This is a genomic window from Pseudomonas sp. LS.1a (assembly GCF_022533585.1).
In the GTDB taxonomy this organism is placed as follows: domain Bacteria; phylum Pseudomonadota; class Gammaproteobacteria; order Pseudomonadales; family Pseudomonadaceae; genus Aquipseudomonas.
Genome location: NZ_CP092827.1, coordinates 2,627,640 through 2,648,584, shown reverse-complemented (window position 1 = coordinate 2,648,584; position 20,945 = coordinate 2,627,640). Strand labels below are relative to the sequence as shown.

Below are 20,945 nucleotides of genomic sequence, written 5' to 3'. Positions count from 1 at the left end.
GTTCCTCAGCTGCCCCAGGAGTCACGCAGGGTGACAGTGCGGTTGAACACCGGGCGCCCCGGCTGGCTGTCTTTCAGGTCGGCGCAGAAGTAGCCTTCGCGTTCGAACTGGAAGCGGTCCTCGGGCTGCGCCTGGGCCAACGACGGCTCGGCACGGCAGCCGCTGAGCACTTGCAGCGAACCTGGGTTGATGTTGTCCAGGAAGCTGCCGCCCTCCTCGGTCTTTTCCGGGTTCGGCGAGCGGAACAGACGGTCGTACAGGCGCACTTCGCACTCGACGCTGCCCTCGGCCGGCACCCAGTGGATCACGCCCTTGACCTTGCGGCCTTCCGGGTTCTTGCCCAGCGTGTCCGGGTCGTACGAGCAACGCAGCTCGACGATGTTGCCGTCGGCATCCTTGATCGCCTCGTCGGCGCGGATCACGTAGCTGCCGCGCAGGCGCACTTCACCGGCCGGCTCCAGGCGCTTGTAGCCCTTCGGCGGCTCTTCCATGAAATCGTCGCGGTCGATGTACAGCTCACGGGAGAACGGCAGCACGCGCACGCCCATGTCTTCCTTCGGGTGGCGCGGCAGTTCGAGCTGCTCGACCTGGCCTTCCGGATAGTTGGTGATGACCACTTTCAGCGGGCGCAGCACGCACATGGCGCGCGGCGCGGTGCGGTCCAGGTCGTCACGGATGCTGAACTCGAGCATCGACATGTCGACCACGCCGTCGGAACGGTTGGTGCCGATCATTTCGCAGAAGTTACGAATCGAGGCCGGGGTGTAGCCACGGCGACGGAAGCCGGACAGGGTCGACATGCGCGGGTCGTCCCAGCCTTCGACGTGCTTTTCGTCAACCAGCTGCTTGAGCTTGCGCTTGGATGTGATGGTGTAGTTCAGGTTCAGGCGGCTGAACTCGTACTGGCGCGGGTGAGCCGGCACCGGCAGGTTGTCGAGGAACCAGTCGTACAGCGGACGATGCCCTTCGAACTCCAGGGTGCAGATCGAGTGGGTGATGCCCTCGATCGCGTCCGACTGGCCGTGGGTAAAGTCGTAGTTGGGGTAGATGCACCACTTGTCACCGGTCTGGTGGTGGTGGGCATGGCGGATGCGGTACAGGATCGGGTCGCGCAGGTTCATGTTCGGCGAGGCCATGTCGATCTTGGCCCGCAGCACGCGCTCGCCGTCCTTGAACTCGCCAGCCTTCATGCGGGCGAACAGGTCGAGGTTCTCTTCAACGCTGCGCTCGCGGAACGGGCTGTTCTTGCCCGGTTCCTTGAGATTGCCACGGTATTCCTTGGCTTGCTCAGGGGTAAGGTCGCAAACGTAGGCCTTGCCACGCTTGATCAGCTCGACCGCCCAATCGTGCAGCTGGTCGAAGTAGTCGGAGGCGTAGCGCACGTCGCCGGCCCAGTCGAAGCCCAGCCACTTGACATCGCTCTGGATGGCGTCGATGTACTCCTGGTCTTCCTTGGCCGGGTTGGTATCGTCGAAACGCAGGTGGCAAACGCCCCCGAATTCCTTGGCCAGGCCGAAGTTGACGCAGATCGACTTGGCGTGACCGATATGCAGGTAGCCATTGGGCTCCGGCGGGAAACGGGTGACGATGCTGCTGTGCTTGCCCGAGTCCAGGTCGGCCTGGATGATCGGCCGCAGGAAGTTCGCAGGGACAGCGGGGGCGCCTTTGGCAGCGGCGTTGGGCGCGTTGTCGGCAGTGGGCTTGCTCATAGGATCCTTGAATGCACGTGTCCGGCCTGGGTAGGCCGATTGAATCAAAGGGCCTATCATAGCCGAAGCAGTCAAGCTGCTGACAGCCGGGCCCGGACAAACTGGCGTGATTTATCACGGCTTTTTGCCGCAGCCTGGCAAAATGGCCAGTGCGCGCCATGTGTCGCGATCGCCTGATCCTGCGTCAGGTGATAACCCGCGCCCTGCGCACCCTAATTCCCGATTGCCTTGAAAGAGCGAGTTTCAGCATGTCCAAAGTCAAACTGAGCACCAACCACGGCGACATCGTCCTGCAACTGGACGCCGAGAAAGCGCCGCTGACTACCGAAAACTTCGTTCAGTACGTCAAGGACGGCCACTACAACGGCACCGTGTTCCACCGCGTGATCAAGGGCTTCATGATCCAGGGCGGCGGCTTCGAGCCTGGCATGAGCCAGAAGAAAACCCGCGCCAGCATCCAGAACGAAGCCGACAACGGCCTGAAGAACAAGAAGTACAGCATCGCCATGGCCCGCACCATGGAGCCGCACTCCGCCTCGGCGCAGTTCTTCATCAACTCGTCCGACAACGACTTCCTCAACCACAGCGGCAAGAACGTGCAGGGCTGGGGCTATGCGGTATTCGGCGAAGTGATCGAAGGCCGTGAAATCGTCGACGCCATCGAAAAAGTCGCCACTGGCTCCAAGGCTGGCCACCAGGACGTGCCAAAAGACGACGTGGTCATCGAGAAAGCCGAGATCATTGAGTGATCCTGCTGATCTCCGATCTGCACCTGCAAGAAGAACGCCCGGACATTACCCGGGCGTTTCTTGATCTGCTCGATGGCCGTGCCCGCCACGCCCAGGCGTTGTACATCCTTGGCGACTTCTTCGAAGCCTGGATCGGTGACGATGCCATGACACCCTTCCAGCAGTCGGTCTGCCACGCCATGCGTCGGCTGAGCGACAGCGGCACGGCCATCTACCTGATGCACGGCAATCGTGACTTCCTGATTGGCCAGGCCTTTTGCGACGCTGCCGGCTGCACGTTGCTGCATGACCCCAGCGTGATCGAACTGGGCGGTGAACAGGTGCTGCTGATGCATGGCGATACCTTGTGCACCCGCGACCTGGCCTACATGAAAATGCGCCGTCTGCTGCGCAACCCGCTGAGTCTGTGGCTGTTGCGGCACCTGCCGCTGTCGGCCCGCTACAAGCTGGCACGCAAGCTGCGCAGCGAAAGCCGCACGCAAACGCGGATGAAGTCCACCGAAATTGTCGATGTCACGCCGGAGGAAGTACCGAAGGTGATGGCGGCGCATGGTGTGCGCACCTTGGTGCATGGGCATACCCATCGGCCGGCGATACACAAGCTGGTGGTCGACGGGCAACCGGCACGGCGTATCGTGCTGGGCGACTGGGACCGCCGGGGCTGGGCCTTGCAGGTTGACGAGCAAGGGTTTCAGCTGGCGCCGTTCGAGTTTTCCTGACCGACCGAGTCGCCTTCTTCGCGGGCGTGCCCGCGAAGAGGCCGGTATGCCTTACTGCTGGACCACCGCCCCCTTGTCCCGCTCACTGATCACCACTTCCCGGTACTCGGGATCAGCCTTGATCTGCGCCTCGGTAAACGGAATCACCGCCAGTTGCCTGGCCGCAAACGCCCTGGTCTGGTCACTGGCATGCACCGAAGCCGCTTCACTCGACTGGGAAAACGCCAGCAATCCACGGGCCTCTGGCCCCTTGTCGGTAAAGCTGACCAGCTGCAGGTAGCTGGTACCACTGACCACCAGCCGCTTGCCCTGCCCTTGCGGCACACTGTAGATCGCGTTGTACACACCCAATGCCTGCGGGCCACCCGGCACCGGCGTGCCATCGCTCGCCTGTTGCACCTGCCCCCAACGCGCCTCCCCCGCTATGCCGCTGTCACTCACCTGCTTGAGCGAAGCCAGCGCGGCCTGGTGCAGCAGCTTGCGCACGGCCGCCTGCTCGACCGCCAGCCCACGCGGGGTGTGCTGCGGATCGGCCGGGTCGAAGGCCACCCGCCAGCTTTCCGGGTGCTCGGCCAGGGCATCGAACAGGTTCTGAAAGTGCACCAGGCCAATGCCACTGTCCAGGTCAGCCTTGCCATTCCAGGCCGCCAGGCTACTGCATACGGCACGCACATCCGCATCGGCGCCCTTGCACCATTGCAGCAGGTCAGGCAGTACCAGGCGGGCCAGGTAGACCTCGTCATCGGTCACCATGCGCTGCAGGTCGTCAACGCCCAACCGGGCCTGACCCTGCAGGCGTTGCAGGGCAAAGCGGCCACGCATGCCCAGCGGCTGGTCACTGCGGCTGACCAGCGGCGAATAACCGGTCAGCGGCTGCGCCGGGTTGGCCATCCAGGCCGGGTCGTTGGAGTTCTGCACGAAATCTTCGCGCTCCAGGCTCGGCAGCAGCCGTGCCGGGAAGATCCCCGGCTGCGCGGCCTGCGCATCGACCTTCCACTGGCATGCGCTGCGTGAACCATCCAGTACCACCAGGCGCCCTTGCGCCTGCGGGTTGCTGCATGCGCCCAGCAGTTGCTGATCCACATAAGGCACTACTGACTGGTTCAGGTACAGGGCCTTGCCAGCCTGGTCCACCGCCAGCGTGTTGACCCAGGGAATGCCCTGCAGTTGTTCGATCGAGTCTTTCAACGTCACCAGGCTATCGGCACGGTTGATCTGGTACCACTGCTGCAACACCCGGGTATTTTCGAGGTTGGCGTCGCGCAGGCTGTAGGCCACATGTGCATCCCAGTCCAGGCGCCCTGGCCATTGCACCACTGGGCCGAACTGCGAGCTGTAGACCTGGCGCTGTACCTGGCTCAGGCCGCCATCCTCGGCCTTGACCGCAACGCTGACGGTTTGCCGGGTCAGCGGAAGCGATTTGCCATCAAGCAGGTAGCGGGTCGGGTCCTTGGGGTCTAGTTGCAGGCGGTACAGGGTAAAGTGCTTCGACGTATCGACGGTGTGCGTCCAGGCCAGATGCTGGTTGAAACCGATGTTGACCACTGGCAGGCCCGGCAATGCCGCCCCCATCACATCGAGCTGGCCGGGAATGGTCAGCTGCATCTGGTAAAAGCGCAGGCCGCCCATCCATGGGAAGTGCGGGTTGGCCAGCAACAGGCCGCGACCATTAGCCGAACGCTGCGCCCCGACGGCCACTGCATTGCTACCGCGTTCCGTGGCAAAGCGTTGCTGCCGGGCCAGCGCCGTGGCAAACCCTGTCGGCGCTTGCTGGCTGGCCAGTGTTGGCGGTTGCGCCCCCGCCAGCGCTTCGACGAACTGCCCGACACCGCCTTCAGCCAGCAGCCGACGAGTCAGTTTGACCAGGTCCTCGCTGCTGATCGGCCGCAGCCACTCGCCGTTGCCACATTCGGCGGGCAACCCTTGGCTGCGGCGCTCGACCAGCGCCCGGTTGTAGCCGCTGGCATAGCCTGCCAGCAGTGCCTGTACCGGCACCGGCTGCGCCTGCAAGAACGCATCGACTGCCGCCGGCGTGTTGAGCCAGGTGAAGAACACATCACTGGCCAGGTTGTCACGCTGCTCCAGGGTCTTGCCCTTGGCACCGAAGTAGCGTGAGCGCTCGCCGCTCACGGTCAGCACTTCATTGGCCAGCAGGCACAGGTTGTCCTGGGCGTAGGCGTAGCCGATGCCGTAGCCCAGGCCACGCTCGTCCTTGGCCACGATGTGCGGCACTCCGTAACTGGTTCGGCGAATCTGCGCACTGGCATCGGCTGCGGCGGACTGCGCCGGCGCTGCACCGACGCTGAAGGCTATCAGGGCTGCGGCCAGGCCAGCGCAAATCATGGGACGGGAAAGTGGAAACACGGGCACTCCTCGGCTTCGGGGTCATCCCGATCAGACGAATGGCCAGGTGAAAATTTTACGTACTACAAGGCAATGGAACGTCTTGAACAGAACCAGGCAATTTTTTTTTCGAGTGGGCTGCAGTTTTTCCGTTCTCATTCGTCCTAGTCAGTGAGGCACCCATATTTCGGGTTCGTCCACGAAAAGGAGCATTCACATGTACAACCCGCAAACCTCGATCCAGGCTGGGCGCGTCCCAGGCAAAGCACCCAAGGAACAGGGCGTATTTGCTGACGAACGCATCGGCAACGAACATATCCGCGAACTATTGCGCAGCTTCGGCCTGCGCACCAGCCTGATCCGCCTGAAGGTCATCGATGCCTTGCACGCCGCCGACCGCAATGGCCGCAGCATTGGCGTGCGCGGCGTGCACGCGCAACTGGAACAGCTGGACATCCCGCTGTCGTTCCTCAGCGTGCGCGAAGTGCTCAAGCGGCTGTGCGCCGAGGGCGTCATCCAGCTGGGCAGCGACAAATGCTACAGCCTCAACCCCCAGGCGCGCGCCGTGCTGGAGCAAACGCCTTCGCGCTGAGCGCATGGCCGGCCATGACTGGCCGGCCCGCCAGGCTCAAGGCTTGACCTTGCGCCGCAGAATGCCGTTGATCACCACGACCACCACGGCGATGGCGATGGCCAGCATCTGGAAGGTCTGCTCACTGATCGTGCCCTGCTTCTGCAGGTGGGACAGGCCCAGCATCAGGCCCAGTACCACCAGGATGATCAGAAGAGAATATTTGAGGCGCTGCACGTGTGTCATCGAAGGTTCCTTGCAACATCAGGGGCAAATGGCTCGCAACGAGCCGCGCCAATGATACAACGGCCACCAGCCCCGGCGCTGCATTTCCTGCTGGGTGGGGCGGCGACTGCCTGAAAGCATGGGGCTCCCAAGCACTCATGCCGGAGGCACCATGTACAAACCCCTGCTGTTCACATCGCTGTTTCTGACACCCTTTTCCCTTCATGCACTGGACACCCACCAGGTCCCGGCCGAGCAACTGCTCGAACTGGGCCGCGAACTGGCTGCCCATGCCGGTGCCAGCCAATGGCAACAACTCTGGCAGCGCGTGCGCCAGGCGGGTTATCTGCAGGCGCAGGGTGCTCCGCTGCATTTCAGCGCACCGCCGGCGCAACTACCCGAACTGGCCATGCAAACCCTGGCCCGGGCCGACCAGGTACAAGCGCTGCACCAGACCCAGGCACTGTACCGCCGCAGCTTTGCCGACCAGATCATCGGCCGGCGTGGCGGGCAGCCGCTGCATGCGCTGTGCCTGCTGGTCGATTGGCGCACGTTGCCACAAGGCATGCGCGACACGCCACAGGCCTATCTGCGCAGCGCCAGTCTGCTGAGCAGCTATCCGTGCGAATGAGGGTTACCAGACCCAGTACGCAACACAGGGAGAAACCAGATGGGAAATCACTCGCCACATCCAAATGTTGAAGCCATGTCCTACAACGCCGGATATCGCTGCCTGCAAAACCTGTTCGCTGAAGCTACAACCCCCAACCCATATGCCGCCTAGCGACGCGCCTCGGCTGTCACAGAAAATCCAGTCACACCTTCGACATAACGCCGCTGGTGATCGGGTAGCACAGCCCATCCGCCCCGAAGGAGCGCCATATGCAATTGCCAGACTTGAGCCACATCGATATCAGCCAACTGCCCCACTCGCTGCAGGCCCTGATCGACTGCATCGGCATCGACAACGCCTACCAGCTGACCTGCGCCTACGGCGGCAGGCCCAAGTACATCCCCAAGCACCGCGAGCGCACCAAGCTTGCCGACGTGCTGCCGGCCGAAGCGCTCGACGCGCTGATCAAGCGCTTTGCCGGTGTGGCCCTGGAAATCCCCAAGGCTGACCACTTCCTGCGCCAGTTGCGCAACCTGCAGATCCAGAAGGAAAGCGCCAGCGGCTTGTCCCGCAGCCTGCTGGCCGACAAGTACGGCCTGAGCCTGCGCCAGATCGGCAACATCCGTCGCCAGGAACCTTGCGCTCGCTGAAGCCCAAGCATCGTGGCCGCCATTGACGGCCACCTTACCCCACTAGAAAGAGCATCCCGATATGTCGATCGATAACAGCCTCATCGGCTCCGTAATCAATGCCCTGCCGATGGACCGCATGATCGCAGGCCCCCTGCAGGCCATGGTCCAGGCGCAGGTCACCGCAAGCAAGTCGTACGCTGACTTCCTGATGCAAGTGTGCGTCCAGGATGGCAAGGCCGTTGCCATCCAGTTCGACTACGACGAAACCATCGTCGACGAACAAGGCGAGTACAAGGGCGTGGTCAGCAAGACCATGAAAGTGCCGCTGGTGGCGGCCATCACCCACCCGAACATCGCCATCGAAGAGGGTAATGTCGAGTTCGAATTGACCATCAATCAGATGTCGGAAGACGTATCCACCAAGGACATGAGTGCAACCGCGACCGGTTCACTGGGCTGGGGACCGTTCCGGCTGAACGTCAAGGGCAGCATCAGCCACAAGTCCACGCAAACCCGCAAGACCGACACCCGCGCCCGCTATGCCTTCAACACCACGCTCAAACGCCAGGAACCGCCTGAGGCGATGATGCGGGTGATCGAATTCCTTACAGACGCGGCCACCAAACCGACCGTGGTCAAGACGGCAGCCCTGAAAAGCCCCGACGAAATCTCGCAGGCTGACACCCTGAATGGCAAATCGGTCGGTGCGAGCGCTGGTGCTGGTGCTGGTGCTGGTGCTGATGTTGGTGCTGGTGTTGGTGCTGATGCCGGAGCCGAAATACCTTGAACTGCTGCCACCTGCAAAGCAGCCCCCATTATGTGAATGGGGGCACCATCGGCACAGAGGAAGCAAGTGAATGGACAAAGCCCCCGCCCCCATGACCTCCATCGACCTGCGCGAAATCACCCGCGGCCTGCAGGAAGCCGCCAGCGCTACCAACAGCCTGATCGCGCAGCAGTACATCAACCTGTTCGACCAGTTCTTCGACTGCGACACCGAGGCGTTGGGCGCCCCGATGAAAGCCAAGATGGTCGAGGTGGCCATGGACGGCCAACACATCATGCGCGTGCCGCTGTTCGCGCTGGTGTCGCCCAAGGGCCTGGCCCTTGAACGCATGCAGGTCGACCTGTCGGTAAGGGTCAAAGGCACCGAAGCACAACAGGCTGTGCTGACCGAGGGCGAAAACAAGGCCGCGAGCTTCAAGGTCACCATTGGCGGCCAAGGCCGTCAGGGCGACAGCCGTGACCCTGATGAAGTGCAGATCCGCATGCAGTTCCAGGCCAGCGAACCGAACTCAGCATTAAAATCCCTGCAAATACTGGATTTCTATAGTAGTTATCCCACCCAATGTGCTTTCTGATGTACTAATCGATCAACGTTGGCATGGGCAATATGCGCAACCAGGCCGCCGAACTGATCAACCCAATCAGTGAACCGGGCCAGCAGGGCCGCCTAACGCTTTGAGCTGGTAGTCGGTGACCGCCTGGAACTGCGACTCGGCAATCATCCGCAGACGCTCCACCTCTTCCGCCGGCTCATTCGAAGCCTGTGCCTCATGGTAACGCTTCAATGCCTCTACGGCGTCGGTGTACATGGGATGGTCAGGGTAAAGGATCGGCGGCTTACACTTCATCGGGGTTCCATCCTGAGGCGGCCATCATTGAATGGTAGCCGGTGCCCGTCCTGCTTGGATTAACTGGTAATCGATAACCGCTTGGTATAGCGAATCCGCCAATAGCCGTAGGCGCTCGACCTCTTCAGGCGGCGCGCCACGGTCCTGGGATTGGTGATACTCGCGCATCGCGTCGATAGCCTGCTGAATCAGCGGTTCGCCAGCCTCGACCATCCCGATAAAGGTGCGCTTGTCCATTGCCCTGCTCCGTCCCAGTAGACGCCTAATCATAGGCAAGCACTACGGAGCCCACCACCCCCCAAAAGCCGACCAGACAACACGAATCGCTATTGGTTCAAGATACGTTTGACGATACAATTTGCGGCTAACGCAAAAAAACAAACCGGGATCTCGATGTCTACTATCAGGGTTGATATACAAGTCTTACGTGGGCTTGCCGTCTTATTCGTTGTTCTTGAACACTTGGCTATACCGGGATTCCAGTATGGATATCTGGGCGTAGACATATTCTTTGTAATCTCAGGATTCTTGATTACATCGATTGTTGCAAGAGGACTTGAGCGCGATAAGTTCTCCTTCAAAGAGTTCTATCTTCGCCGCGCCAAGCGGCTGCTACCGGCATCGTTCGTAACGATCCTTGCAACTATCATTGCGGCTAAGTTCTTCCTGCCGCCAATGCAGATCGACTCGCTGAAGCAGCAGATCATCGGTGCGCTGACATTCTCCACAAACTTCGTACTGCTCAGCCAGGCTGGCTACTTCGACCTTGAGTCGGCAACCAAACCTCTGTTGCACATGTGGTCGCTGGCGGTCGAAGAACAGTTCTACTTCTTTGTACCTGCCCTGCTGGCCTTCACTCCGGCCAAGCACTGGCGGAAGATCCTTGTGGTGCTCGCCATCGCCAGCTTTGTTGGCTGCCTGTACCTGTCCTTGAGCAACCAGTCGGCAGCGTTCTACCTGCTCCCAACTCGGGCTTGGGAACTGCTGATCGGCAGCATTGCGTCGATGCTTGTGTACAGCACCGCCGTAAAAAGCGTTGCATCGAAGATGGCTATCCCTGCCTTTGCCGTGCTGCTGGCCTCGCCTTTCGTGAACTCTGGACTGTCGCACCCCGGCCTGGACGCAGTAATCGTTTGCTTCGCAACGGCCATCGTACTTCTGGCGAATCACCGGCTGATCAACAGCAAGGTTTGGACGCCAATCGAGAAAGCGGGCGACATTTCCTACTCCCTGTACCTGGTGCACTGGCCAATCATTGCAATCGCGAACGCCTCAATCGGTACCGAGAGCATGACAGTAAAGGCGACCCTGTTCGCTGCCTCGCTGGCCACGGCCGTCGCGCTGTACAACCTGGTGGAAAAGCCTTTCCGGGTTATGCAGTACGGCTTCAAGCCGTCGCTGGTCGTCTTCCCTGCCCTGACCCTGGCCCTGTTCGGCCTTTCGCATTCGTTCCTGAAGGTCCAGTCGGCGGAGAAGATCGAGAAGCTGTTCGCCCCTAACTACGGCCTTGACCGATCCTGCGGCACTAACATCTATAAAGACACCGAGAAGTGCCGGACCTCGCAAGATCCGAAGATCATCGTGTGGGGCGACTCCTATGCGATGCACAACATTCCCGGCCTGGCCCAGTCGCAGAAGATCGATATCCGCCAGGCCACCCGCAGCGCATGTGCACCCTTCCTGAACACCGCGCCGAACACCAAGCGGAGCAACTTCGAAGAGCAGGCCCGCCAGTGCGTTGGCTTCAACGACAGTGCCTTCAAGTTCATCAGCGAAACCCCATCGATCAAGACCGTTATCCTGGCGGGCTCGTACGGGCAGTACATGCAAGACACCTACGAGTCGATTTCCTTCGACACCAACGGTGCAATGCAGGTTGAGAAGTCGACCCCAGAGCGCGCCATGAAGGACATGCGCAATGTGGTTGAAAAGCTGAAGGCTCTCGGCAAGCAGGTCGTGATCATTGCCCCGCCACCGCCGCTCAACACTACTATCGTGAGCTGCATTCAGGGGGAGATGGCCAACCCGTCGCTCACCAATCAATCGAACAAGTGCCTGCTCGACAGGGCGTTGTTCGAGCGGTCGCACAAGAATGTGCTCAACCTCATGAAGTACGCCGAGACCACTCTCGGTGCCAAAGTGATCTACCTGTCCGACGCGCTCTGTGATGCCAAGTCGTGCAAAACGATCATTGATGGCGTTCCGATCTACCGGGACCCAGGTCACCTGAGCACCACCGGCTCTGTGAAGCTGTACCAGAAAATGCCTAACATCCTGGCAGGCATCAACAGCAATAGCTGACTGCAGGTGAAAGGTTGAATTCGCTGCGGCGCCTGGTCTACACGACGGGCGCCGCAGTGCTTTCAGTCCGCGAGTTTACGCGCCAGACAGGCAGTCATGAGCATAAGCAGTTCGTCGTACCGAACCCCATAGCGGTTCCCTGCCGGTGTTGCTGGCTTGGTCATCACCGTTTCCTCATGGGTGAATTCCCACAGGCTTTCCTCCGTGGCCATGCTCTCCTCGACCCCTTCGTAAAGCGTTACCTCTTCCGACTCCGGGGTTGCTGGAAAGAATACGCGCCCCAGGCGATGCACTTCATACACCGCATCAGTCGCAGGCCATTCGTCATAGCACAAGAGAGCGTACGCGAATGGATCAAGGCCCTCTGACTCAAACGCTTCCTTCACCTGCTGGGCACCTACCCCGAAGTGCCAACGCGCACCATCGCCCTTGGAGCTAACAGCGTCTTTGAGTCGGTAGCGAATGGCGTTAATTTTGGCGCAAGCCTTGGATTCAGCCTCCAAGATCTCGCTCTCGTCCTGCTTGTCACGCAGGTCTGACGTAATGATCGCGCCGGTACCGGCATATACAGCACTGGCTCGGTGAGCGGCATCGCCGAAGGACATTGCGTTGTCTGTACTTGGCGCGGTCGCGGCAGGTGCGATCTTCAGGCTGAACGAGTTATCACCGATCTGCCAATCACCAGTAGCGGCGTAGTACACGGCGAATGCATTCTTTGTTGGCGTTGCAACCTGCAGGCCAGCATATCCAACACCATCCGTCGCCACGCCATATGCGGTATTACCTACCGACTCGAGCACGTGACGAGCAGCAGACAGCGGAGAAGCACCGGAAACGTCATGCCGGTATCTCCACCGTCCAGACAGCGTACCCACGTAGTCACCGGTTGCATGGCAGTACACAGGGTTTGCCTTGTCGCCGCTCAAAGGGTTGCCCGAGACGTTGAGGATCGCACTGAGGATCGAAGTGCGCCGGCCTGGGTGCGCGATTTCCGTGACGTTCTTCTCGGCGCCGGCAGTCATCGTGACTGCATAGGTAGCCGTGTCATGCGAAGCGACTTGGGCGTAGTTCCGGTTGGCCTGCCAGCGCACAGGCTCCAGCATATCGCCTGCGGTGAGGATGCCCACGAACATGTTCTGGTCAGCGCCTAGCGCGGTGATGATGCCGCGCTTCTGTGCTCCAGTTGTCCCGGTGCTATTGATCATTGCACCACTGAACACGTTCAGGTCGCCCTTACCGACGACGATGCCAGTGTTGCAGGCAAGACTGACGATGCCGGTGGCAACGCAGCTGCTCACCCCGGTGTCATCCAGCGTTGTTTGCCCATAACCAACGGCGTATCCGGAGTTAAAGGCGATGATGTCCGAGAGAATCGAGTAACGGGTGTTGTTCTTGTACTCGATGGCATACTCCTTGATGCCCTTACAGAAGATCCCAGACTGCCTGGAAAAAACTCCGTTATCTATAAGCGTGCCGTTTGTGTTGTCGCTGTTATCGAAGTCACCACTTACGTAAATGTCTTCAAAGACAATGTTTTCTCTTCGAACGTTAATGTCAGTCGAGTAAGCAATAACGCCTGTGCCGATGCCGCCGTGTGATTTAACGGAAACGTTTTTCACGCGGGAGTGCGGCTGGTCGATCAGTACAATTCCGTGACCGTTATCCGTGGACAGCGCCTTGTTCATTTCAATCGTGAAATCGGAAAGACTCAAACCATCCAGGCCTTGGAAGTTCAGAAGGTTAGATGCGCCGACTCGGTTGAAAGTAGTTAAGTTGTTGCCCTCGCCACGGAGAGCGAAACGATCGGTTCCTGTCAGGCTGACCACTGACAGGTTAATCAGTCCAGGGCCAAGGATTGCGGTTTGCTTTTTCGCCCTTGCTTCAGCCGCAAGGTTGGCCATTGCCGTGTTGTTCAGCGTTGCGCCATCGGCAACCACGCCAACGTCAGCCCCGGTCAGGCGCTCGCCATTCTTGTCGTACTGAGTTCGGCCGCGGTAGCCGATCATGCCGGCGCCTTTGTAGGACAGCGTTCGGTTAGCGAGATCCAGTGCCAAATCAGAGGCTGAACCAGATGCCGGGATCACAAGGATAGGGTTGCCAGCGGCGTCAAACGCCAAGATCCGGTCTGCCCTAGAGGACGCGCCTGGCATCTGACTCAGGGTCTCGCCCTGGGGAGCACGCACGGTACGCAGCATCTGGGCGTCCGTGTACTGCATGTTTCCCGCCGAAAGGCTGTCTGCATATGCCTTCGTTACAGCATCTGCTGCCTCGGTTGGCACACCGAGGTTCTTGATCTGGCGGCCTTCGGCATCGTAGTAGTTGCGTCCGATGGGCCGGAGCAGCGCACGGCGAAGAATCGAGAAGGCCTGCTGAATCAGCATGGTCAGCCGGTCAAAGACCGTTTCGTGCGTCTCTGCCAGGAAGCGCCCTTGGTTGCGCAGGTCAGTAGGCTGAACCGCCTGCATGATTCGCGAGATGGTGAGCAGTGCGCCCGGCGTCGCCAGGTAGCCTGCTGCATACGCCGATGTGAGAGTGCCCCCGCTTTGGGATGAGGCTCCCGTCAGCGTGAACTGGGTGCCCAGCACAAGCGTTTCAGAGGTGCCATCCTGCTTGATCAGTACCGCCTCAATGTCGGAGTTCTGCAGGAACCGGTACGGGATCGGAAACGCCGGGCCCCCGGATACGTATTCAATCACGCTATCAGTGGTCGAGACGGTCAATTTTCTATGCTCCAGAAATGCGAAAGCCCCGCACTTGGCGGGGCTCTCTTGGGTCAAACAGGTGGGTTAGGTAAACTTCATGAACGTCTTCCTCATGGGTGCGCATGGGGTGGAAACAAAAAGCCCCGGGCGTTGCGAGCGCCTGGGGCTTTTGCTTTTGAAGGGGGCGTCAGTTGCCGACGGCGGCACCAAGATCTGGCGCCCTTGCTGGGCCTACTTCTCCAGGCTCCCACCAATAGCTTTGGCCGAACTCTCGCTGTGCACGGCGCTGCATGCGGTTCAGGTACCCAGGCGAGAAGTACTCCTGCAGCTGGTGGAAGACCATGTGATCGGTGGCAGCCTTGGTGTACCAAAGGTTCGCCCCGGGCAGGTGCCCTTTCCCAAGCTGGATCAGGCGGGCGCCGATCACGTCGGCATCCCGGTCGCCCAGGGCCGCATCAGCAGTGACGCCGCGCAGGTTCAGCAGAGTTTCGAGGTCACCGGCCAGCGGGCCGCCGAAGGCTGCGAGCGCAGAGGTGCCGCCCTGCGTGGTGTTGGAGAACAGGAAGTCGCCGTACAGCGACAGCGCGCCACCCTTGAGCATCGAGGCCAGGCCGAAGCGCAGGCCCGGCACGCCGCCCAGTTCGTCGTCCAGCATGTTCTTGGGATCACGGCCCGAGGCTATCTCGTTGACCTGAGTTGCGATTGCGCCAAGCACCGTGGCTGTGGCGAACAGCGCAGCGGCATATCCCGCCTTGCCCCAACCGGTCTGCTGGGCCATGGCCCGGCGCCAGTGCTTCGAAATCATCGAGATCGGGAACGACTTGAACTGCCAGAAGCTGCGCATGATCTCGCCGCTCCAGGTGCCGCGCTGGTTGTTCCCGTGCATGAAGGCGCGCTCACGGGCGCCTGGCGCCGGGATAGCCATGTTGGTCTCGTCGAGAACCATTCCAAGCAGGCGGGTGGCGGCTTGCTCCCGCAAGCGGGTTGGGGAAACGCCAACCTTCTGTGCTAGCGGCGTCAGGGCTGCATCGGATATGCGGTAGATGCTACCCGGGGTCAGTACCTGGTCGCCGGCCCCGCGCCAGTCTTCCGGCTCGGCAAGGCGCCATACCGACCAATCCTGATCAGTTATGCCGCGTTGCTGCATCAGCTTGCGGTCGCCCTCTTCCAGGGCTGCCAGGGAATCGAACCGGCGCGTGAGGTCACCGGTAACGTCCATCATGGTCGCGCCGAATGCACGGCGGTTGCCGGCGTCAATGGCGTTCATGCCAGAGATTTGCATGACCTTGGTGGCGGCGGCTTGCGACCACTTGGCAGCGCGGCCAGCTATCTCAGCATCGGTACCAAGACCTTCCTCACCCCAGCGCGCCAGGCTGCCGATCAGTTGATCGATGCCAAGGCCGGCGCGCATGGCCAGGCGCCGGTGGCTGGCGTTGGCCGGGTTGAGCATGCGCAGCTCGTTACCCAGCACCTTCATTACGGGCATGCCGTTCATCTTGGCAACCAGCGCCAGCGTCCCCTGGTCGCTGAGCCCGGTGATCACTGCCGAACCCAGCTTGCCCGCCACGTTCGTGGCGCGGTAGGTGTCGAACGCGTTGGCCAGCGCGGCCGATGCCGGTGGCTCGCGGGTACCGGCCACCTCGGTATACAGCTGCTCCAGGCGCTTCACGCGCTTATCGATCTTGGCCTTTGCCTCGGGCTTGGCCTGAGTCATCTGCTTGGCGGCCGTCTCGGTGTGGTACCGCATGGCGTGGTTGGGGTTTGGCCCCATCACCTCGATTAGCGCGATGTCGCGGGCGGCTCGGTCGATGTGCCCGAACATCAGGTCCATCAGGCCTTTGTCACCGTACTTGGCCTGGGCCGCCAGGTAGGCATCGGCATCGCGGTAATGGATCTGGCGCGACTCGCTGCCACGGTTGGCGCGGGCGCCGTTGCCCATGGCCCGCCCCGGCTCCAGCTTGTTCACGCCACCGGTGGCCACCGTCTCCCAGGCGTTGGTGAAGAACTCAGCCAGCTCGGCGTCACTCATTCGGGTGCCATCAGCCTTGAAGTATTTGGATCGGTTCGCCCACTGCACATGGTCGGCGATCCACTGATCTTTGGCCCTGGCCACCTTCAGTTGGCTGTGGCTACGCGGAATCGCCCAGTCATCGAGGTAGCCGACATCGCCGCCGGCGCGGTTGAAACGCTCACGTAGGCGATTGGCGACATCGGCGAATTGCTTGGCCCCGACCTTCGCCTCTGGCACACCGCTGTCCTGGCCGTGCAGTTCCTGCACCAGGGCCCGGGCCTTTGCCTCGTCCGCGAAGAGGCCGAGGAACTTGCCGCGCGTCATGTCGATGGCTTCGAGCATGGATGACATGGCTTCGTCCCGGATCGCGCGGCTGGACGACTCGATCGACATGATGCCGGGATAGTCCGAGGCGAAGGCCAGCAGGCGATCCAGGCCCTTGAGGGGATCATCGGGGAACTGAGCCATAACGTTCTGCACCCGGTCATGCGCCAGGATGGTCAGAGCAACGCGCTGCTTCTTCTTGGCGGCCTCTGCCTGCTGCTCCTTGGCGGCGGCATTGGCGGCTTCGGTCAGCCGATCTGCCGAGGTCTTCATCTGCCAAGCCTGCGGGTCTGCCTGGGCCAGCTGGCGCAAGTTGCGGCTTATGCGGCCCTCAATGTCCTTGATTTGTTCCTGGGTGAGCGCGCGGCCAATGGCCTGCTGAACCGCCTGGATACATTGCTGTTTCATCAGTTACCGAACCTCAGCGCGCACAGGGCGGCAGCAAGGAAGCCTTTGGAGTCGTTGGCAGCCTGGGCAATCTCGGCGTCAGCCTCGGCCAGGAGTTCACGGGCGGAGACGGTCACCGGTGTGCCGTCCTCGTTGATGGCGCCGGTAGGCACCTGCAGGTCACGTTCGCCCGCGGCTACTGCGTCGAGCAGCGCCGGCAATGCTGGGTCGATTCCGTCAATGGGAGTCGAACCAGGGAGGCCTGCAACGCTTTCCGCTGCCGGCGTTACGCTTTCGGCGCCAGGTGTTTCGGCTTGGGCCGATACTGTTTCAGGTGCTGCGGGAGCGGAACCACTGGTTTCAGCCTGCTGATTGGCCTGCGGCCCCCGTGGTTGCTGGACTTCACCTGTGGGAGCGGAATCGCTTACTGGCGTGCGCGGCTCGACGACTGGCGTGGGCTCTTCGATCAGCTGGCCGCTCTCGCGCAGCATGCGCTGGATGTCCTCGGCTGCCAGGCGGTTTAGGGCCATGCCGTGATCCGGTGCCACGCTGCTGGCCAGGGCGGAGCGCTTGAAGGCGCTGCCGATCTGCTCGGCGCGTTGATCCACCTGTTTTTGCAGTCGTGCCGGGGTTTCGCCTCGATCCATGGCGGCCAGCTCGGACCGGGCGCGCTCGGCAGCACGGTTGCCTTCCAGCTGCTGATTCAACTCATCGATGCGAGCTTGGGCAGAAACACGCTGCTCGTCGATGGCCTGCCGCTGCTGGGCAATGCTGTCACGGGCCGCCCGCTCGGCCTGCTTGCGGGTCATGCGCTGCTGCTGGAATTCCTTGGCAGCCTGCCGGTAGGTGTTGCCAGCTGCTTCGCGCGCCTGGTCCAGTTCGTTAAGGCTGCGGCGTAGGCCGGTCACTTCGGCGCGAATGTCGCGGACGTTGGGTAGGCCTGCTGCCGCCACTGGCTCAAGCTCTGCCCGGGCAGTGGCGAACACCTCTTGCTGTGCCTGGTCGCGCACCACCGCTTCCTCTGGCCCTACACGGTTGGAGCGGATGAAAGCGGTATCGTCCATGAGGCTGGTGACGTTGACCGGTTCGCCACGGCTCATCTGCTCAAGCGCAATATCAAGAGCATTCTGATGCGCAGCGCTTGACCGGGCGTTGACCGGCGCACCAGGTGCCGTGCCGTGCTGGGCGTGGAACCCATTGTTGCCAGCCAGCGCGGCGTCGACGGTTTCAGGTGACGCTGCTGGAGCGCCCGACATGGCCCGGCCAAGCCCCCAGAAAGCGCCACCGAGCAGGCCGTCGATGGCCATGGCCTGAGCATCAAGCGCCCTATACTGCTGGGCCTGCTGGGTGTAGCCGTTGCTCTCCAGCACCTGGCCAACGCCGCCGCGGGCCAGGGCGCCAAGCGCAACGTTGGCGCCGGCAGTTGCGGCAAGGTCTGCAACAGGCTGGGCCAGCAGACGGGCCGCCGGCAGGAATGCACCAGCAGCCAGGGTTCCGCCCTCGATCGCGCCTGCAAGTGCTGCAGTCTTGGGGTCGACGCCCTCGCCACGCAGTTCGCTGAAGCGCTGCTCACCCATGGATAGGCCGACGCCACCAGCGGCAACAGGCAGGCCGCCCGAAGCAGCGCCTAACGCAAAGCGGGTACCAACATCGCCCAGGCCGAACAGGATCTGCGCGGCTGTGCCGTTGGTTTGAGCATCCGGGCGCAGGCGCTCGGTCACCGCCAGGCGCTGCTGGCCGATGGCGGCGCGCCTTGCGATCTCTTCTTCATCGGTGGGCACTTCGAACAGAATGGCCTGGTCCGGGTCGTTCCCGTATTGGGCCGCCTGCAGCGCCAGCTGGGTGGCACCCTGGGCGATACCGCTGAACAGCGCTGTGCCAGAGCCATCCCAGAAATTGGGCTCCGGCGGGGTCAGCGCAGGGTTGGCCAGCGCATCCTGCTCAAGCGCCTGCTGATCGTTGAAGGCCAGGTCAGTGATAAAGCTCACTGGTCACCCCCGTTCACGTTGATCATTAGCGGCTTGCCGTCAGCACCGTACTTGTACTGATTGCCCTGCATCACGTAATAAACGCCGTCGCGGGCTTGGCGCAGGGTCAGTGCGCTGGCCGTGGCCAGGTCCTGTTCACTCATGCCCTGGGCTTTCATTGTTTCCGCCAGGCGCTGCTGGGCGACCTGCTCGAACGTATCGCCCGGCATGCCCCATGGCGCTAGAGTTGATGAGCCGTTGAAGTCGACGACATCACCCACGGTGGCCTTGATGGCTTTCTTCATAAGCGCGTTATTGACCTCGCCCGACACATCGCCGGCCTCGGCCGCAGCGCCGGTGTAGTAGGACTTCACAGCCTGGGCCGCCAGCGAATACGACTGAGGCTGACCGGCGAACACCGTCCCGAGCTGCTTGCCCAAGGCCAGATCGAAGTCAGTCTGCTTGGGTATCGGGAACCTGCCGCCGCCATCCTGACCTTTCTGGGCCTTGGACTTGTTCAGGATCGACTCACCAAGGGCCATGGTCTTGGCCACATCGCCGCTTTGAACCACATCATCCGGGCGGAACCAGTGGGTGCCGGTGGTCAGCGACCGCTGCTTACCCGCCAGCATGCCGGCCAGCGCGCGAACGGGAGAATCCGGGGCGATCTGCTGCATTGCCCCGGCATAGGCCCGGTCATCGCCCATCGCAGCATGAAGCTTGCCGAACAGTTGGGACTGCTGATCAGGGCTCATCTGATCGATCTGGGCAGAGAGTGCCTTGGCTTCCTGGGGCAGCAAAGGTTTCAAGGCGACCGTGGGGCCGAACTTCTGGCGCATTCCCTGGAGCGCAGAGACGCGATCAGCCAGCACAGCCGGCAGGTTTTCCGAGTTCAGGTCCAGTGGCTCAATGCCGCCGCCCAAGCGCTGCTGGAAGTAGTCGAGCGGCGCCTCGGCCATCATCTTGGCGTTCGTTTCAATCGCCCGGCCCAGCCTGGCAAGGTTGTTGGCCTGGGCAACGGTACCGCCATTGTTCTGCAGCTCGGCCTGAAGCTTGCCGTAGTAGGCGGCCTGCTGGTCAATTGGCTGGCGCAGCACTTGCTGGGTGGCCACCTCCTGCTTGCGCAGTTCGTTGAACTCGGCTGCGGCCGCCGTGCCCTGTACCTGCTTGCCCCAGTTGGACCACATATCGTCGGTGGCTGGGATGCCGCTGGCGATCTGAGCGTTGATCTTCCCCAGAGCGCGGTCGGCACGGGCCTCGGCGCGCAGCTGGGCCATCTCTGCCTTCTGCTGCAGGCGCTCGACCTTACCGTCGATCGAGCTGCCAACTTGGGTCAGGTCATCGGCCGTCAGGTACTGCTGGTACTGCTTGAGTGCGGATTGCGCCTTGTACGGGTCCTGGGCCGCCTGGCGCTTCAAGATGTCCGAATACATGTTGCTGGTGGCCTTCGTGCGGTTGGCCTCCAGCACCTCTGGCGCCCAGCCATTGCGCTGGGCCTGCAACTCCAGGATGCCGTCAATACGGGAATGGCTGGATGCGATGGCCTCTGGATCGTTGTAGTTCAGGGCCGCGGTGTTGAGCGCAGTGGCAATGGCCGCCTTGTCGACCTGGTTCTTGTACTCCTGCTGCTCACCAAACTCATAGCTGCCCAGCTTTCCCTGCAGTTGGGCCCGGCGTTGCAGTGCCGCCTGCGAGAACATCTGGCGCTGCTGCTCGTTGGCCAGGCTGCTGGCGATGGCCTCGCGCTGCTGGTCGAACTGGGTCAGCGTGTCGTTGGTGACGTTCAGGGCGGCCTGGCCCTTCTTGGTAAAGGCGCCTGTCTCAGGGTTGAAGATGGCCTCGTTCTGCCAGGTGCCGAGCTGGTTGTCGGCGTTGAGCACGGCAGTCTGGTTGGCCTCGCGCATTTCGCGTTCGTGAACATCGGCCAAGTCGCCGGCAAGGTTGGAAAAGCCGCGCGCCAAGCCCGACGCATCTACGGATGCCTGGGCCACGCGCGGCGCGGCGACGACTTCCGGCGCCACGCGGCGCATCTGGATCTGGGGGATTCGTGCGGCCATG

17 protein-coding genes are annotated in these 20,945 nt (G+C 61.8%); 8 read left to right on the top strand and 9 right to left on the bottom strand.

What is annotated here, in order from left to right; all coding sequences use genetic code 11:
• Positions 1-5: 5 nt before the first annotated feature.
• A complete protein-coding gene (locus MKK04_RS12240; RefSeq protein ID WP_087500591.1) occupies positions 6-1,709 on the bottom strand; it encodes a glutamine--tRNA ligase/YqeY domain fusion protein in 1,704 nt (567 codons plus the stop codon).
• A 248-nt stretch (positions 1,710-1,957) separates the two neighbouring features.
• Between MKK04_RS12240 and MKK04_RS12235 the strand changes: the two genes are divergently transcribed.
• On the top strand, positions 1,958-2,458 hold the full coding sequence (locus tag MKK04_RS12235) for a peptidylprolyl isomerase (RefSeq protein ID WP_087500592.1): 501 nt from the start codon (positions 1,958-1,960) through the stop codon (positions 2,456-2,458).
• Complete coding sequence (locus MKK04_RS12230) at positions 2,455-3,177, top strand: UDP-2,3-diacylglucosamine diphosphatase (protein ID WP_207835006.1); 723 nt, start codon at positions 2,455-2,457, stop codon at positions 3,175-3,177. The genes MKK04_RS12235 and MKK04_RS12230 overlap by 4 nt, the downstream gene beginning before the upstream one ends.
• 51 nt (positions 3,178-3,228) lie before the next feature.
• Here MKK04_RS12230 and pvdQ read toward each other — a convergent pair whose 3' ends face one another.
• Positions 3,229-5,541 carry a bifunctional acylase PvdQ gene (gene pvdQ / locus MKK04_RS12225; RefSeq protein ID WP_241106688.1) on the bottom strand — a complete coding sequence of 771 codons (2,313 nt, stop codon included), beginning with the start codon at positions 5,539-5,541 and terminating at the stop codon, positions 3,229-3,231.
• 196 nt (positions 5,542-5,737) lie between these two features.
• On the opposite strand from pvdQ, the gene MKK04_RS12220 reads away from it, so the two are divergent.
• Complete coding sequence (locus tag MKK04_RS12220) at positions 5,738-6,112, top strand: fe2+ zn2+ uptake regulation protein (protein ID WP_207835010.1); 375 nt, start codon at positions 5,738-5,740, stop codon at positions 6,110-6,112.
• A gap of 36 nt (positions 6,113-6,148) precedes the next feature.
• Here the strand turns inward: MKK04_RS12220 and MKK04_RS12215 are convergent, their stop codons facing one another.
• The gene (locus MKK04_RS12215) at positions 6,149-6,337 is read right to left on the bottom strand and encodes a hypothetical protein (RefSeq protein ID WP_003248064.1); all 189 of its coding nucleotides are present in this window, start codon (positions 6,335-6,337) and stop codon (positions 6,149-6,151) included.
• Positions 6,338-6,488: 151 nt separating this feature from the next.
• On the opposite strand from MKK04_RS12215, the gene MKK04_RS12210 reads away from it, so the two are divergent.
• The 4 genes from MKK04_RS12210 to MKK04_RS12195 all read left to right on the top strand — a co-directional run bounded on the left by MKK04_RS12210 (position 6,489) and on the right by MKK04_RS12195 (position 8,922).
• Positions 6,489-6,947, top strand: a complete 459-nt coding sequence (locus MKK04_RS12210) for a hypothetical protein (protein ID WP_207835013.1) — start codon at positions 6,489-6,491, stop codon at positions 6,945-6,947.
• Between the two features lie 251 nt (positions 6,948-7,198).
• Positions 7,199-7,579, top strand: coding sequence for a Mor transcription activator family protein (locus tag MKK04_RS12205; protein WP_063914843.1), 381 nt, complete (start codon positions 7,199-7,201; stop codon positions 7,577-7,579).
• Between the two features lie 61 nt (positions 7,580-7,640).
• Positions 7,641-8,348 (top strand): DUF2589 domain-containing protein, encoded by a 708-nt coding sequence (locus tag MKK04_RS12200; protein ID WP_241106687.1) that lies wholly within the window; start codon positions 7,641-7,643, stop codon positions 8,346-8,348.
• Positions 8,349-8,418: 70 nt separating this feature from the next.
• The gene (locus tag MKK04_RS12195) at positions 8,419-8,922 is read left to right on the top strand and encodes a DUF2589 domain-containing protein (protein WP_336247159.1); all 504 of its coding nucleotides are present in this window, start codon (positions 8,419-8,421) and stop codon (positions 8,920-8,922) included.
• A 66-nt stretch (positions 8,923-8,988) separates the two neighbouring features.
• Here MKK04_RS12195 and MKK04_RS12190 read toward each other — a convergent pair whose 3' ends face one another.
• Entirely contained in the window at positions 8,989-9,195 is a 207-nt protein-coding gene (locus MKK04_RS12190) for a hypothetical protein (RefSeq protein WP_241106686.1), read from the bottom strand.
• A 24-nt stretch (positions 9,196-9,219) separates the two neighbouring features.
• The gene (locus MKK04_RS12185) at positions 9,220-9,432 is read right to left on the bottom strand and encodes a hypothetical protein (RefSeq protein ID WP_241106685.1); all 213 of its coding nucleotides are present in this window, start codon (positions 9,430-9,432) and stop codon (positions 9,220-9,222) included.
• Between the two features lie 156 nt (positions 9,433-9,588).
• Between MKK04_RS12185 and MKK04_RS12180 the strand changes: the two genes are divergently transcribed.
• Positions 9,589-11,496: an acyltransferase family protein gene (locus tag MKK04_RS12180; RefSeq protein ID WP_241106684.1), complete on the top strand. Its 1,908-nt coding sequence runs from the start codon at positions 9,589-9,591 to the stop codon at positions 11,494-11,496.
• A gap of 62 nt (positions 11,497-11,558) precedes the next feature.
• Here MKK04_RS12180 and MKK04_RS12175 read toward each other — a convergent pair whose 3' ends face one another.
• The 4 genes from MKK04_RS12175 to MKK04_RS12160 all read right to left on the bottom strand — a co-directional run bounded on the left by MKK04_RS12175 (position 11,559) and on the right by MKK04_RS12160 (position 20,944).
• Positions 11,559-14,216 carry a tail fiber domain-containing protein gene (locus tag MKK04_RS12175; RefSeq protein WP_241106683.1) on the bottom strand — a complete coding sequence of 886 codons (2,658 nt, stop codon included), beginning with the start codon at positions 14,214-14,216 and terminating at the stop codon, positions 11,559-11,561.
• Between the two features lie 169 nt (positions 14,217-14,385).
• Complete coding sequence (locus MKK04_RS12170; RefSeq protein WP_241106682.1) at positions 14,386-16,941, bottom strand: hypothetical protein; 2,556 nt, start codon at positions 16,939-16,941, stop codon at positions 14,386-14,388.
• The gene (locus MKK04_RS12165) at positions 16,941-18,908 is read right to left on the bottom strand and encodes a hypothetical protein (protein WP_241106681.1); all 1,968 of its coding nucleotides are present in this window, start codon (positions 18,906-18,908) and stop codon (positions 16,941-16,943) included. Before MKK04_RS12165 ends, MKK04_RS12170 begins: the two co-directional genes overlap by 1 nt.
• The gene (locus MKK04_RS12160; RefSeq protein ID WP_241106680.1) at positions 18,905-20,944 is read right to left on the bottom strand and encodes a hypothetical protein; all 2,040 of its coding nucleotides are present in this window, start codon (positions 20,942-20,944) and stop codon (positions 18,905-18,907) included. Before MKK04_RS12160 ends, MKK04_RS12165 begins: the two co-directional genes overlap by 4 nt.
• Position 20,945 lies beyond the last annotated feature (1 nt).

What these genes read in the sequence shown, in the direction of transcription:
- MKK04_RS12240 (WP_087500591.1), bottom strand. Translation starts at nt 1,709, where the DNA reads ATGAGCAAGCCCACTGCCGACAACGCGCCCAACGCCGCTGCCAAAGGC.
- MKK04_RS12235 (WP_087500592.1), top strand. Translation starts at nt 1,958, where the DNA reads ATGTCCAAAGTCAAACTGAGCACCAACCACGGCGACATCGTCCTGCAA.
- MKK04_RS12220 (WP_207835010.1), top strand. Translation starts at nt 5,738, where the DNA reads ATGTACAACCCGCAAACCTCGATCCAGGCTGGGCGCGTCCCAGGCAAA.
- MKK04_RS12215 (WP_003248064.1), bottom strand. Translation starts at nt 6,337, where the DNA reads ATGACACACGTGCAGCGCCTCAAATATTCTCTTCTGATCATCCTGGTG.
- MKK04_RS12210 (WP_207835013.1), top strand. Translation starts at nt 6,489, where the DNA reads ATGTACAAACCCCTGCTGTTCACATCGCTGTTTCTGACACCCTTTTCC.
- MKK04_RS12205 (WP_063914843.1), top strand. Translation starts at nt 7,199, where the DNA reads ATGCAATTGCCAGACTTGAGCCACATCGATATCAGCCAACTGCCCCAC.
- MKK04_RS12200 (WP_241106687.1), top strand. Translation starts at nt 7,641, where the DNA reads ATGTCGATCGATAACAGCCTCATCGGCTCCGTAATCAATGCCCTGCCG.
- MKK04_RS12195 (WP_336247159.1), top strand. Translation starts at nt 8,419, where the DNA reads ATGGACAAAGCCCCCGCCCCCATGACCTCCATCGACCTGCGCGAAATC.
- MKK04_RS12190 (WP_241106686.1), bottom strand. Translation starts at nt 9,195, where the DNA reads ATGAAGTGTAAGCCGCCGATCCTTTACCCTGACCATCCCATGTACACC.
- MKK04_RS12185 (WP_241106685.1), bottom strand. Translation starts at nt 9,432, where the DNA reads ATGGACAAGCGCACCTTTATCGGGATGGTCGAGGCTGGCGAACCGCTG.
- MKK04_RS12180 (WP_241106684.1), top strand. Translation starts at nt 9,589, where the DNA reads ATGTCTACTATCAGGGTTGATATACAAGTCTTACGTGGGCTTGCCGTC.
- MKK04_RS12170 (WP_241106682.1), bottom strand. Translation starts at nt 16,941, where the DNA reads ATGAAACAGCAATGTATCCAGGCGGTTCAGCAGGCCATTGGCCGCGCG.
- MKK04_RS12160 (WP_241106680.1), bottom strand. Translation starts at nt 20,944, where the DNA reads ATGGCCGCACGAATCCCCCAGATCCAGATGCGCCGCGTGGCGCCGGAA.